General features: G+C 67.7%; 15 protein-coding genes. All 15 read left to right on the top strand.

The annotated features are described in order from the left end of the window. Window positions 1-65: 65 nt before the first annotated feature. The 15 genes from ACDI39_RS24710 (at window position 66) to ACDI39_RS24640 (ending at window position 13,463) form a co-directional block, all read left to right on the top strand. On the top strand, window positions 66-941 hold the full coding sequence (locus ACDI39_RS24710; RefSeq protein ID WP_225789808.1) for a DMT family transporter: 876 nt from the start codon (window positions 66-68) through the stop codon (window positions 939-941). 516 nt (window positions 942-1,457) lie between these two features. Next, entirely contained in the window at window positions 1,458-2,294 is an 837-nt protein-coding gene (locus tag ACDI39_RS24705) for an ABC transporter ATP-binding protein (protein WP_225789852.1), read from the top strand. 41 nt (window positions 2,295-2,335) lie between these two features. Beyond that, complete coding sequence (locus ACDI39_RS24700) at window positions 2,336-3,337, top strand: ABC transporter substrate-binding protein (RefSeq protein WP_225789809.1); 1,002 nt, start codon at window positions 2,336-2,338, stop codon at window positions 3,335-3,337. Between the two features lie 28 nt (window positions 3,338-3,365). Then, entirely contained in the window at window positions 3,366-4,142 is a 777-nt protein-coding gene (locus tag ACDI39_RS24695) for an ABC transporter permease (protein ID WP_225789810.1), read from the top strand. Further along, on the top strand, window positions 4,139-4,906 hold the full coding sequence (locus tag ACDI39_RS24690; protein WP_225789811.1) for an SDR family oxidoreductase: 768 nt from the start codon (window positions 4,139-4,141) through the stop codon (window positions 4,904-4,906). The genes ACDI39_RS24695 and ACDI39_RS24690 overlap by 4 nt, the downstream gene beginning before the upstream one ends. A 14-nt stretch (window positions 4,907-4,920) precedes the next feature. Continuing rightward, a complete protein-coding gene (locus tag ACDI39_RS24685; protein ID WP_225789812.1) occupies window positions 4,921-5,460 on the top strand; it encodes a cupin domain-containing protein in 540 nt (179 codons plus the stop codon). 3 nt (window positions 5,461-5,463) lie between these two features. Next, window positions 5,464-6,333 (top strand): alpha/beta fold hydrolase, encoded by an 870-nt coding sequence (locus ACDI39_RS24680; RefSeq protein WP_486537138.1) that lies wholly within the window; start codon window positions 5,464-5,466, stop codon window positions 6,331-6,333. Then, window positions 6,330-7,157: an IclR family transcriptional regulator gene (locus ACDI39_RS24675; RefSeq protein ID WP_225789814.1), complete on the top strand. Its 828-nt coding sequence runs from the start codon at window positions 6,330-6,332 to the stop codon at window positions 7,155-7,157. Before ACDI39_RS24680 ends, ACDI39_RS24675 begins: the two co-directional genes overlap by 4 nt. Before the next feature lies 1 nt (window position 7,158). Continuing rightward, window positions 7,159-7,956 carry an SDR family oxidoreductase gene (locus tag ACDI39_RS24670; protein ID WP_225789815.1) on the top strand — a complete coding sequence of 266 codons (798 nt, stop codon included), beginning with the start codon at window positions 7,159-7,161 and terminating at the stop codon, window positions 7,954-7,956. Further along, window positions 7,949-9,631 carry a thiamine pyrophosphate-binding protein gene (locus tag ACDI39_RS24665; protein ID WP_225789816.1) on the top strand — a complete coding sequence of 561 codons (1,683 nt, stop codon included), beginning with the start codon at window positions 7,949-7,951 and terminating at the stop codon, window positions 9,629-9,631. The genes ACDI39_RS24670 and ACDI39_RS24665 overlap by 8 nt, the downstream gene beginning before the upstream one ends. 10 nt (window positions 9,632-9,641) lie before the next feature. After that, window positions 9,642-10,445 carry an aspartate dehydrogenase gene (locus ACDI39_RS24660; RefSeq protein WP_225789817.1) on the top strand — a complete coding sequence of 268 codons (804 nt, stop codon included), beginning with the start codon at window positions 9,642-9,644 and terminating at the stop codon, window positions 10,443-10,445. Window positions 10,446-10,455: 10 nt separating this feature from the next. Further along, window positions 10,456-11,946 carry an aldehyde dehydrogenase gene (locus ACDI39_RS24655; protein ID WP_486537137.1) on the top strand — a complete coding sequence of 497 codons (1,491 nt, stop codon included), beginning with the start codon at window positions 10,456-10,458 and terminating at the stop codon, window positions 11,944-11,946. Next, window positions 11,943-12,920 carry a VOC family protein gene (locus ACDI39_RS24650; protein WP_225789819.1) on the top strand — a complete coding sequence of 326 codons (978 nt, stop codon included), beginning with the start codon at window positions 11,943-11,945 and terminating at the stop codon, window positions 12,918-12,920. Before ACDI39_RS24655 ends, ACDI39_RS24650 begins: the two co-directional genes overlap by 4 nt. After that, window positions 12,917-13,234, top strand: a complete 318-nt coding sequence (locus tag ACDI39_RS24645) for a hypothetical protein (RefSeq protein WP_225789820.1) — start codon at window positions 12,917-12,919, stop codon at window positions 13,232-13,234. The genes ACDI39_RS24650 and ACDI39_RS24645 overlap by 4 nt, the downstream gene beginning before the upstream one ends. Before the next feature lies 1 nt (window position 13,235). Beyond that, window positions 13,236-13,463 carry a recombinase-like helix-turn-helix domain-containing protein gene (locus tag ACDI39_RS24640; RefSeq protein WP_225789821.1) on the top strand — a complete coding sequence of 76 codons (228 nt, stop codon included), beginning with the start codon at window positions 13,236-13,238 and terminating at the stop codon, window positions 13,461-13,463. Window positions 13,464-13,468 lie beyond the last annotated feature (5 nt).

The raw sequence follows: 13,468 nt of genomic DNA, 5'->3' as shown, positions 1-13,468 counted from the left end.
AGGACAAGAAACGCCCCTCCACCGTGGCGTACACTCGCGCCCCTGCCTTGCCACCGGAGACCGCTGTGAGCCCCATCGCCCTCGCCCGCCTGCTGACCCTTGCCGCCGTCTGGGGCGCGAGCTTCCTGTTCATGCGCATCATCGCCCCGGAGCTCGGCACGTTGCCGACCGCATTCTTCCGGGTGTCGATCGCCTGCCTGGGGCTGATGGCCATCCTCGCCGCCGCGCGCCTTCCCTGGCACTTCGACGGTAAGCTCGGCGCCTGCCTGGTGCTGGGCATGATCAACTCGGGCATCCCCGCCACCTTCTATTCGGTGGCGGCCCAGGTGCTGCCGGCCGGCTACTCGGCGATCTTCAATGCCACCACGCCCCTGATGGGCGTGCTGATCGGCACGCTGTTCTTCCGCGAGCCGATGACCCTGGCCAAGCTCTGCGGCATCTTCCTCGGCCTGTTCGGCGTCGGCATCCTCAGCGGCGCCGGCCCGGTCGCCCTGGACCTGGCCTTGCTGCAAGGGGCCATGGCCTGCCTGGCAGCGACCACCTGCTACGGCTTCGCCGGGTACCTGGCCAGGCGCTGGGTCAGCGGCCTGGACAGCCGCCTGTCGGCCCTGGGCAGCATGCTCGGCGCCACCCTGCTGCTGACCCCGCTGTTCGCCTGGAGCGCCCTGAGCCAGCCGCCGACCAGTTGGGGCGGCTGGGAGGTGTGGTCGTCGCTGCTGGGCCTGGGGCTGCTGTGCACGGCGTTCGCCTACATTTTGTACTTCCGCTTGCTGGGCGAGATCGGGCCGGTCAAGGCCAGTACCGTGACCTTCCTGATCCCGGTGTTCGGCGTGCTGTGGGGGGCATGGCTGCTGGACGAGCCGCTGTCGATGGCGCACCTGTATGGTGGCGTGCTGATTGGCCTGGCGTTGTGGCTGGTGCTGAGGCCCTCGCGGGCTTGACGTCGGCTGCTGGCAGCGGGGCCGCTTCGCGGCCCATCGCTGGCAAGCCAGCTCCCACAGGCCTGCGCTGTTCTCAAGAGCAGCGCAGGCCTGTCCCAATGCCGGCCGCTCTCACGATCCTCTGCATGACACATGATGCGTGAACACCGCAGTCCCCTGTGGGAGCCGGCTTGCCGGCGATGGGCTGCAAAGCGGCCCCAAAGAGGCCACACCGCAGCGCCCCGGTTTCACCCCTGAAACAATTACGTAACGTTGTTTCCTACACCGTTACCAGAAACGCCCTTCTTCTTCGCACCTTCATTTTGCAGTGCCCTGCCGCTGTGCAATTTCGTGCCATATAAAAAACCACGTTTCATATATAAAACGCAGCGTTTTTTGCCAAATTCCTTCAAGCCATTAATAAACAAGCATTTTTTCAATTAAACAGGCGCATTCAGCCACCTGGCATTGTTCATGCACTAAACGGCGTACCACCTATAAAACAGACCAGAGAGCTCCCCAATGGCTGTGAAAGAGATGTACGCAATTGCCCAGCGCTGGGATACCCCATCCCCCCAGGACGCCCCGGCACCGACGGAAATCGAGTTTCACAACGTCGGCAAATGCTTCAAGGCCAAAGGCCAGCCCGAAGCGCCTTTCGCCATCCGTGGCGTGAACTTCAAGATCCGCCGTGGCGAAGTGGTGTCGATCATCGGCCCATCCGGCTGCGGCAAGAGCACCATCCTCAACATGGGCTCGGGCCTGTACCGCCCCAGCGAGGGCGAGGTGCGAGTCGGTGGCGAGGTGGTGAACGGCCCGGTGTCCAAGGTCGCCTTCATGCTGCAGAAAGACCTCTTGATGCCCTGGCGCAGCATCCGCCGCAATGTCGAACTGGGCCTGGAGATCCAGGGCATGCCCGCCGCCAAGCGCCAGCCGATCGCCGAGGATCTGCTCAAACGCTGCCACCTTCAAGGCTTTGCCGACCACTACCCGTTCCAGCTGTCGGGTGGCATGCGCCAGCGCGCCGCCCTGGCCCGCACCCTGGCCATCGACCCGCAGGTGCTGTTCCTCGACGAGCCGTTCTCGGCCCTCGACGCCCAGACCAAGATGATCCTGCAGCAGGACCTGGCACGGATGCTGTTCGAAGAGAAGAAGACCGCGCTGTTCATCACCCACGACCTGGTCGAGGCGATCGCCCTGTCCGACCGCCTGCTGGTCATGAGCGCGCGCCCCGGCACCATCATCGAAGAAATCGAAATCGACCTGCCGTTTCGCGAGAACCCGCTGGAGCGCCGCAAGCTGCCCGAGATCGGCCCCCTGGCCGGGCGCCTGATGGAGCTGCTGAAAGTCGGCGAAGACACCGAGCTGCATTGAGCAACGCACCCAACGGCCCATCCACCGACTCAGGAGTACGCATGTTCACGTCATTCTTCAAGCGCCTGGCACCAACCTCCCTGCTGGCCCTCGGCCTGGGCCTGGCCCTGCAGGCCAGCGCCGAGCCGACCAAGGTCACCTACCTGCTGCCGGCACCGCCCAGCTCGCCGGCCTTCGCCCCCTGGATCATCGCCAAGGAAAAGGGCTACTACAGCGACCGCGAGCTGGACGTCACCTTCATCGCCGCCAAGGGCGGCGTCGATGTGGCCAAGCAGATCGGCGCCGGCAATGCCATGGTCGGCGGTGCCATCGGCGATACCCCGATCATCGTGCGCGCCAATGGCATCCCGGTGCGCGCCGTGGCCGTGCTCGGGGGCGGTGGGGTCACCATGATCGCCACCAACGCCGACGAACACATCCGCTCGGTGAGCCAGCTCAAAGGCAAGACCCTGACCGTGATGTCCTATTCCGACACCACCTACTACGCCCTGCTCGCCTCGCTGCGCAAGGCCGGCCTGGGCAAGAACGATGTGGACATCCAGGCCGCCGGCCCGTCCGGTGTCTGGCAACTGTTCTCGGCGAACAAGTCCCAGGCCATGGCCGCCGTGCCGGACTGGGTGGTCAACGCCGAGGAGGCCGGGGTCAAGCTCGAACTGATCCCCCGCGAGCAGATCTTCGAGAGCATGGCCCAGGCCATCCTCGCCTCCGACGACGCCATCGCCGAGCACCCCGACGTGGTCCGTGGCGTGGTCCAGGCCACCCTGCAGGGCATGCGCGACATCATTCAGGACCCGAAGGCCGCCGCCGCCACCTTCGCCCGCGCCGTACCGGCCTACGCCGGCAAGGAAGCCTCGCTGGAGAAGACCCTGCGCCTCTATGTGCAGCACGTCTACGCCGATCAGCCGGTGCTCGGCCGTATCGACCCGGCACGCCTGGACACGGTGCGCAAGTTCTATGTCAGCGAAGGCATCGTGACCAAGGCGCCAGCGCTCGACGAGCTCTACAGCAACCAGTTCATCGAAACCAATACCGCGGCCAAGTGACGGCCAACGCAACCAAGGTAATCGCCCGATGAGAAACCTCAACACCTCCGTGCTCGGCAGCGTCGCCCTGCTGGTCCTCTTCCTCGTGGTCTGGCAGTGGGGTCCGGGGCTGCTCGGCATGCCCGAGTTCGTCATGCCGCAGCTCAGCCGCGTCGCCCAGGAAAGCCAGCTGATGTGGCAGACCGGCAACCTGCTGCAGCACACCCTGATCACCGCCTTCGAGATCATCGTCGGCTTCGCCCTGGGCGCCCTGCTGGGCGTGATGATCGGGGTGTCGCTGGGCCTCTCGCCCTCGGCCGAGGCCATGCTCTCGCCGTACATCCTGGCCCTGCAGATCGCCCCCAAGGTGGCCTTCGCCCCGCTGTTCGTGATGTGGCTGGGCTACACCATCTACCCGAAGATCCTGATCGCCATCCTGATCGTGTTCTTCCCGGTGATGATCAACGTGCTCTCGGCCATCCGCACGGTCGACCCGGACATGATCAACCTGGTGCGCACCATGAACGCCAGCCGCTGGCAGATCTTCCGCCTGGTGGAGTTCCCCTCGGCCATGGCCGCGCTGTTCTCCGGGCTGCGCATCGCCTCGACCCTGGCCGTGATCGGGGTGACCGTCGGCGAACTGGTCGGCGGCAACCAGGGCCTGGGCTTCCTGCTGGTGGACGCCGAAGGCCAGGGCAACACCGCCGGGGTGTTCGTCGCCATCGTCATGCTCACCCTGATCGGCGTGCTCGCCTACGGCGCGGTGGTCTGGGCCGAGAAGCGCGTCCTGCACTACCTCCCCAAAGCCATGCTGAGTAGCCAATGATGAGTACCTTCAACAACCTGCTCGCAGGCCGCCGGGTGCTGGTCACCGGTGGCGCCAGGGGCCTGGGCTACGCCTTCGCCCAGGCCATCGCCCAGGCCGGTGCCCGCGTGGTGATCGCCGATGTGCTCGCCGGGCGTGTGCAACAGGCCGCCTGCGACCTGTCGGCCCAGGGCCTGGACGTCAGCGGCGTGACCCTGGACCTGGCCAGCCCCGCATCCATCGACGCCTGCGTCGAGCGCACGGTCAAGCGCCTGGGTGGCCTCGACGGCCTGGTCAACAACGCCTCGATCACCAATTCCGGCGGCAAGAGCTGCGAGGAGCTGGACATCGAGACCTGGGACCAGGTCATGCAGGTCAACGTCCGCGGCACCTGGCTGATGACCCGTGCCTGCCTGCCGGCCCTGCGTGCCAGCGGTCGCGGGGCGGTGATCAACCTGGCCTCCGACACCCCGCTGTGGGGCGCGCCGAACCTGCTGGCCTACGTCGCCAGCAAGGGTGCAGTCATCGCCATGACCCGCAGCCTGGCCCGCGAGCTGGGCAACGACAACATCACCGTCAATGCCATCGCCCCCGGCCTGGTGCTGGTCGAGGCCACCGCCTACGTGCCCGAGGCCCGTCACCGCCTGTACACCGAACAACGGGCCATCCAGCGCCCGCAACTGCCCGACGACGTCAGTGGCGCCGTGCTGTTCGCCCTGTCCGACCTGTCGCGCTTCATCACTGGACAAACCCTGCCGGTCAACGGCGGGTTCGTCATGCCCTGAGCAAGGAGAAGACCATGACCGACCTTTCTGCCCAACACGACGCCCCCAAGTCCTGGGAACAACCCGCCGGGACCGACCTGGCCGGCTGGATGCAGACGCGCATCGCCCGCTACGAGACCCGCCGCTACGACTGGGATGCCCTGAAGTTCCAGGCCGATTACGACCCCAAGTTCCGCCGTGCGCAGATGCGCTACGTGGGCACCGGCGGCACCGGTGTCAGCAGCGACATGAACACCATCCCCTCCGAGCACTTCACCTTCTCCACCATGGTCATCCCGGCCGGCCATGAAGGCCCGCCCCACCTGCACACCGACGTCGAGGAAGTGTTCTTCGTGCTGCGCGGCAAGCTCAAGGTGATCATCGAGAAGGACGGCGAGCGCTTCGAGACCGTGCTCACCGACCGCGACCTGATCTCGGTACCGCCAGGGGTCTACCGCGAGGAGATCAACATCGGCGACGAAGACGCCCTGATGTGCGTGATGCTCGGTGCCAAGAAACCCGTGACCCCGACCTATCCGCCAGCCCACCCGCTGGCCTCGATCAAGCGCGGCTGAGCCATGGACCCGGTCATCGACAACCCCGTCGCGCCGTTGCTGCGGCAACTGCAGCACAGCTTCGCCGAGCGCGTGCTGGGCCTGGACGACGGCCCGCAGGCCGTGCGCGAGGCGGGCAGCGGCGCGGCCATCGTGCTGCTGCACGGCATCGGCTCGGGCGCCGCGTCGTGGCTGCAGGTGGCCCTGGCGCTGGGCCAGCGGGCGCGGGTCATCGCCTGGGACGCCCCCGGCTATGGCCAGTCCGCGCCCTTGCCGATGGCCGCACCGAAGGCTTGCGACTACGCCCGGCGCCTGGAGCAGTTGCTCGACGCCCTGGACATCGAGCGTTGCGTGCTGGTCGGGCACTCCCTGGGCGCACTGACCGCGGCGGCCTTCGCCCAAGCCCAGCCTGGCCGGGTCAGCCGCCTGGTGCTGCTCAGCCCGGCCCGTGGCTACGGCGCGCCTGAACTGGCCGAGCAAGGCCGGGCGGTACGCGCCAAGCGGCTGGACAACCTGCAGCGCCTGGGCATCGCCCGCATGGCCCAGGCACGCAGCGCACACATGCTCTCGGCGACGGCCAGCGCCACGGCCCTGGCCTGGGTGCAGTGGAACATGGCGCGCCTGCACGCGCACGGCTACCGCCAGGCGGTCGAGCTGCTGTGCGGCGACCATCTGCTGCGCTACAGCCGCCAGGCCGTGCCCTGCGAAGTGCACTGCGGCAGCGCCGACGGCATCACCCGACCCGAAGACTGCCAGGCCGTGGCCGACGCCTTCGACGCGCCCTTCACCCTGATTGCCGGTGCCGGCCATGCCTGCGCCATCGAACAACCCGATGCGGTGACCGGGCGCCTGGCCCTGGCACTGGACGCTTCCCCCACAGGTACTGTGCTATGAACGATACGGATTCGTTGAAAGACAACCAGGACAAGTACATCGTCCCTGGCCTCGAGCGCGGCTTGCTGCTGCTGTGCGAATTCAGCCGGCAGAACCGTACCCTGACCGCCCCGGAGCTGGCCCGGCGCCTGGCGCTGCCCCGCTCGACCATCTTCCGCCTGCTGACCACCCTGGAGACCATGGGCTTCGTCACCCGCAGCGGCAACGAGTACCGCCTGGGCATGTCGGTGCTGCGCCTGGGCTTCGAATACCTGGCGTCGCTGGAGCTGACCGAACTGGGCCAGCCGCTGCTGGCCCACCTGTGCGACCGCCTGAACTACCCGAGCAACCTGGTGGTGCGCGACGGTCGCTCGATCGTTTACGTGGCCAAGGTTTCGCCGCCCTCGGTGTTCTCCACCGCCGTCACCGTCGGCACCCGCCTGCCCGCCCATGCCACGGTGCTCGGGCGTATCCTCCTGGCCGACCTGAGTCTGGCCGAGCTGCGCGAGCTGTACCCGGAAGAACACCTGGAGCAGCACTCGCCGTGCACCCCGAAAACCGTGCTGGAGCTGTTCGACCTGGTGCAGGCCGATCGCCTGCGCGGCTATGTCAGCGGCGAAGGTTTCTTCGAGTCGACCATCTCCACCGTCGCCGCCCCCGTGCGCGACGCCAGTGGCCGAGTGGTCGCCGCCCTGGGGGTGACCATCCCCACCGTGCAGGTCAACCACATCAACTTCGACAACCTGCTCGGCCAGGTCCGTGGCAGCGCCGACGAGTTGTCCAGGCTGCTCAACTACACGCCCCACAGCGGCCAAGGCCGTGTCACCGCGTTGATGAGGGACTGAAATGAACCTCTACCAACTGCATGAGCGCACCGCCATCGTCACCGGCGGCTCTTCCGGCATCGGCCTTGCCTGCGTCGAGCTGCTGCTCGAGGCTGGCGCCCGGGTGGCCTTCTGCGGGCGCAACGCCGAGCGCCTGCGCAGCGCCGAGGCCAGCCTGCGCGAACGCTTCCCCGAAGCCCGCCTGCTGGCCCAGGTCTGCGATGTGCTCGACCCCGCCTCGGTGCAGGCCTTCGCCGCAGCCAGCCTGGCCGCGCTCGGCCCGGCCCAGGTGCTGATCAACAACGCCGGGCAAGGCCGGGTCTCGACCTTCGCCGACACCAGCGACGAGGCGTGGAACGACGAGCTGCACCTGAAGTTCTTCTCGGTGATCCATCCGGTACGTGCCTTCATGACCCAGCTGCAGGGCCAGGCCGGCGCCTCCATCGTCTGCGTCAACTCGCTGCTGGCCAGCCAGCCGGAGCCGCACATGGTCGCCACCTCCGCCGCCCGTGCGGGGCTGAAGAACCTGGTGCGCTCGATGGCCTTCGAATTCGCCGAACACGATATCCGTGTCAACGGCATCCTCATCGGCCTGGTCGAGTCGGGGCAATGGCGCCGACGCTTCGAGGCCCGCGAAGAACGCGAGCTGGACTGGGCCCAATGGACCGCCCGCCTGGCCCAACGCAAACACATTCCCCTGGGTCGCCTGGGCCTGCCCAAAGAGGCGGCCCAAGCCATCCTGTTCCTGGCTTCGCCCCTGTCGGCCTACACCACTGGCAGCCATATCGATGTATCCGGAGGCCTGTCCCGCCATGCGTAATGAAAACACTGTCACCGTCGGCGCCGTCATCACCGCCTTTCTCGAGCAATGCGAGGTCAAGGCCGCGTTCGGTGTGATCTCGATCCACAACATGCCGATCCTCGATGCCTTCGCCGTGCGCGGCAACATCCGCTTCGTCATGGCCCGCGGCGAAGCCGGCGCCACCAACATGGCCGATGCCTATGCCCGCACCACCGGCGGCCTGGGCGTGTGCCTGACCTCCACCGGCACGGCCGCCGGCAACGCTGCCGGGGCCATGGTCGAGGCGCTGACCGCCGGCACCCCGCTGCTGCACATCACCGGGCAGATCGAGACACCCTACCTGGACCAGGAGCTGGCCTACATCCACGAGGCCCGCGACCAGCTCACCATGCTCAAGGCCGTGTCCAAGGCCGCCTTCCGCGTGCGCAGCGTGGAGACCGCACTGAGCACCCTGAAGCTGGCGGTGCAGACCGCCCTGACCGCGCCCACCGGCCCGGTCAGCGTGGAAATCCCGATCGACATCCAGTCCACCCTCATCCCCATGCCCAGCGACCTGTCGCCGCTGCCGGTGCCGGTGGCGGTGCCCGCCGCCGAAGCCCTGGACCTGGTCGCCGAGCGCCTGGCCGGGGCCACTCGCCCGCTGCTCTGGCTCGGCGGCGGCGCCCGCCACGCCGGGCCACAGGTCAAGCGCCTGCTGGACATGGGCGTGGGCGTGATCACCTCGACCCAGGGCCGTGGCGTGGTCAACGAAGACGACGAGCGCTGCCTGGGCGCCTTCTCGCAGAACAAACTGGTCGAAGGCTTCATGCAGACCTGCGACGCCCTGGTGGTGGCCGGCTCACGCCTGCGCAGCAACGAGACCTTCAAGTACGCCCTGAAGCTGCCGCGCACCACCCTGCGCATCGACGCCAACCCAGCCATCGAAGGCCGCAGCTACCCCAGCGACCTGTTCATCTGCGGCGATTCGGCGCTGGCCCTCGACGGCCTGGCCGACCGCCTGCAAGGCCGTCTGCGCATCGACCCGAACTTCCTGCCCGAGCTCAAGGCGGTGCGCGAACAGGCGCGGGCGCAACTGGTCGCCGACCTCGGCCCCTACTCGGCCATGGTCGAACAGTTGCAGGGCCTGACCGGGCGCAACTTCTCCTGGGTGCGCGACGTGACCCTGTCCAACAGCATCTGGGGCAACCGCCTGCTCAACCTCTACCACCCGCTGGCCGGCGTGCATGCCTTGGGCGGCGGTATCGGCCAGGGGCTGGCGATGGGCATCGGCGCGGCGGTGGCGGCGGCGGAAACAGCGCCCGGGCGCAAGGTCTTCGCCCTGGCCGGCGACGGCGGCTTCATTCTCAACCTGGGCGAACTGGCGACCCTGGTGCAGGAAAACGCCAACGTGGTGATCCTGCTGATGAACGACCAACGCTACGGGGTGATCCGCAACATCCAGGACGCCATCTACGGTGCCCGCCATGCCTATGTCGAGCTGCACACCCCGGACTACGCCAAGCTCGCCGAGTCCATCGGCCTGCGCCATGGCCTGGTCCGCGACCTGAAGGACTTCGGCCCGGTGCTCGAAGGTGCCCTGGGCGAAAGCGGCCCCTTCCTGCTGGAAGTGGACATGCTCAGCGTCGGCAGCTTCGCCACCCAGTTCGCCGGCCCGCCCAACAGCGAAACCAAGGCCCAGAAGGCCACGGCCTGAGGAACCTGCCATGTTGCATATCACCATGATCGGCTGCGGCGCCATCGGCGTTGGCGTGCTCGAACTGCTGGAGCAGGACCCGCAACTGTGCGTCGATGCGGTCATCGCCTCGGCCGGTTCCGAAGACCTGGTACGCCAGCGCCTGGGCAGCTTCCGCCAGCCGCCCGAAGTGCTCACCGCCTTGCCGGCTGACGCCCGCCCCGACCTGCTGGTCGAGTGCGCCGGGCACCGGGCCATCGAGGAACACGTGCTGCCGGCCCTGGAGCGCGGCATCGCCTGCCTGATCGTCTCGGTCGGCGCACTGTCGCAGGTCGGCCTGGTCGAACGCCTGGAAGCGGCGGCGGCCCGTGGCAACACGCGGATCGAGCTGTTGCCCGGCGCCATCGGCGGCATCGACGCCCTGTCGGCGGCCAAGGTCGGCGGCCTGGACTCGGTCGACTACACCGGGCGCAAGCCGGCGCGGGCCTGGAAGAACACCCCGGCCGAGCAGGTCTGCGACCTGGACAGCCTGCGCGAGGCCACGGTGATCTTCGAAGGCAGCGCCCGCGAAGCGGCGCGCCTGTACCCGAAGAACGCCAACGTCGCCGCCACCCTGTCGCTGGCCGGCCTGGGCCTGGACCGTACCCGGGTGACGCTGGTCGCCGACCCGCACAGCGAGGACAACGTCCATCACTTCGAAGCCCGTGGCGCCTTCGGCGGCTTCGAGATGAGCCTGCGCGGCAAGCCGCTGCAGGCCAACCCGAAAACCTCGGCCCTGACCGTCTACAGCGTGGTCCGGGCCCTGGGCAACCATGCCCACGCCATTTCCATCTAGGGGACTGCCAATGACTCTGGAACAGACCTTACCCATCTGCGTCGCCGGTACCTGGCGCCTGGGCGGCGGCGAGCGCTACGCCACCTGCTACCCGGCCACCGGCGAGCCGGTGGCCTGGCTCAACGCCGCCAGCCTCGAGGATGTCGAGCTCGCCGTACAAGGCGCCCACCAGGCCTTTCTCAACAGTGGCTGGGCCCAGCGCAAGCCCCACGAACGCGCCGCCGTGCTCTACCGCATCGCCGAGGCGATCCGCCAGCGCAGCGAGGAACTGGCCCAGCTGCAACGCCAGGACAACGGCAAGCCGATCAATGAAACCCGTGCCTTGGTGGCCAGCGCCGCCGGCACCTTCCAGTTCTTCGCCGCCGCCTGCGAAACCCTGGAGGAAACCATCACCCCGTCGCGCGGCGACTTCGTCAGCATGAGCGTGTACGAACCGATGGGCGTGGTCGCGGCGATCACCCCGTGGAACTCGCCGATCGCCAGCGAAGCGCAGAAAGTCGCCCCGGCCCTGGCCGCCGGCAACGCCGTGGTGATCAAGCCGGCCGAGATCACCCCGCTGCTGGCCCTGCAACTGGCGCGCATCTGCGAGGACGCCGGCCTGCCCAAGGGCCTGGTCAGCGTGCTGCCAGGCAAGGGCTCGCTGCTCGGCGACGCGCTGACCCGGCATCCGCTGGTCAAGCGTGTATCGTTCACCGGCGGTACCCGCACCGGCAAGCACATCGCCCATATCGCCGCGGACAAGATGATGCCGGTGTCCCTGGAGCTGGGCGGCAAGTCACCGACCATCGTCCTCGACGACGCCGACCTGGACCACGCCGTGGCTGGTGTGCTGTACGGCATCTTCAGCTCCTCCGGCGAAGCCTGCATCGCCGGCTCGCGCTTGTTCGTCGCCCGTTCCCTGTACGAACCCTTCATGCAGCACCTGGTCGCCGCCGCTGCGCAACTGCGTCTGGGCGACCCGGCCGACGAAGGTACGCAGATGGGCCCGCTGATCAGTGCCGCGCACCGTGAATCCGTGGAGCGCTACGTCGCCCTCGGCCTGGCCGAAGGCGGCCGCCTGCGCCTGGGTGGCGAACGCCCCAGCGGCGGCCTCTTCGACCAGGGCTACTTCTACCCACCGACCATCCTCGAAGGCCTGGGTAACCACCAGCAGGTCTGCCAGGAGGAAATCTTCGGCCCGGTGCTGGTGGCCATGCCCTTCGACAGCGAGGCCGAACTGGTCGAGCAGGCCAACGACAGCCTGTACGCCCTCGCCGCCGGGATCTGGAGCCGCGACTACAAGCGCGCCTGGGCCCTGGGTCGCAAGCTGCAGGCCGGCACGGTGTGGATCAACACCTACAAGCAGTTCTCCATCTCGACCCCGTTCGGCGGCTGGCGCGACAGCGGCCTGGGCCGGGAAAAGGGCCGGCTCGGCATCCTGCAGTACATGGAACAGAAAAGCCTCTACTGGGGCATGAACCAACAACCACTGGCCTGGGCCGGTGTGGAGGCAAGGCCATGAGCGTACTGGGCATCGACGAAGTCACCTACGGTGTGGAAGACCTGGACACCTGCGTGCGCTTCTTCGCCGACTGGGGCCTGACCCAGGTCAGCGAGCAAGCCGACGAAGTGATCTTCGAAACCCTCAACGGCTGCCGGGTGGTGCTCGCCCACCTCGACAAGCCCGGCCTGCCGCCGGCCATCGAGCCGGGCTCGACCGTGCGCGAGGTGGTCTGGGGCGTGGAGAGCGAGGCAGACCTGGCGCTGTACAGCCAGCGCATCGCCAATGACCCGGGCTTCGTCGAGGGCGACGGCCGCATCGGCTGCACCGACCCCAACGGCCTGGCGATCCGCCTGCAGGTCACCCGCAAACGCCCGCTGGACATCGAGTGCAGCGGCCACAACACTTGGCAGGTCAAGGGCCGGATCAACAAGCCCGCGCCGGTCTACGAGCGTGCCACGCCCATCGAAGTCGGCCACGTGGTGTTCTTCGTCAAGGACGTCAATGCCTGCGAGGCCTTCTACCACGAGCGCTTCGGCTTCCAGGCCTCGGACCGCTACCCCAATCGCGGCGCCTTCCTGCGCACCGCCGAGCAAGGCGGCCACCACGACCTGTTCATGCTGCAGTTGCCGGCGCCACGCGCCGGGCTCAACCATGTGGCCTTCACCGTGCGCGACCTGCACGAGGTGTTCGGCGGCGGCATGCACATCTCCCGCTGCGGCTGGAGCACCGAGATCGGCCCTGGCCGCCACCCGGTGTCCTCGGCGTTCTTCTGGTACTTCAAGAACCCGGCCGGTGCGCTGGTCGAGTACTACGCCGACGAGGACCAACTGACCGGCGACTGGCAACCCCGGGAATTCGAGCCAGGGCCGACGGTGTTCGCCGAATGGGCGATCGCCGGCGGCATCGATGGTCATACCCGGCGCCAGCAGCATGTCGAGGCGCCGCAAGGCAAGTTCCTCACCGACAAGGCCAAGGAGCAGGGCAAGCCATGAGCGAATCGATGCTGCTGACGGTGGTGCTGCGGCACGACCAGTCGAAGAACCTGGAACAGATCCAGGGCCACATGAAGCAGGTGGGCTGGTGGGACAGCTTTCCGCCCGAGGGCGTGGAGGTGGTGTCTTGGACCGTGGCCATGGGCCTGGGCCAGATCGTCACCCTGCGCCTGCCACCGAGCCTGCTGAGCAAGGTCAATGTGGAACTGGAACGCGCCGCCTGGGGCGTGTTCCGCACCGAATGCTACCCGACGTACGACTTTGTCCCGGTCCGCGAAACGATCCGCGAACGGGTCCGCAATGGAGGCCAATGACATGAGCGATACCGAGCGTTACCTGCAACCCCATCAGGCCCGCAAACGGCCCAACACCCCATTCGAAGACCTGCTCGGCGATTCCATCGAGCGCGCCTACGGCAGTGGCGTGACCGAGCTGGGCGAGCTGCTGGCGCACCTGAACCTGGCCGGCCCGCCCTGCCCGCTGACCACCGGAGAGTGGACCGAGGACGCCTATAAAACCCTGATGGCTCGGCTGGGCGAATGACCCAC

This window comes from Pseudomonas sp. Tun-23181 (assembly GCF_057415455.1).
This window is presented reverse-complemented; position numbering and strand designations above follow the sequence as displayed.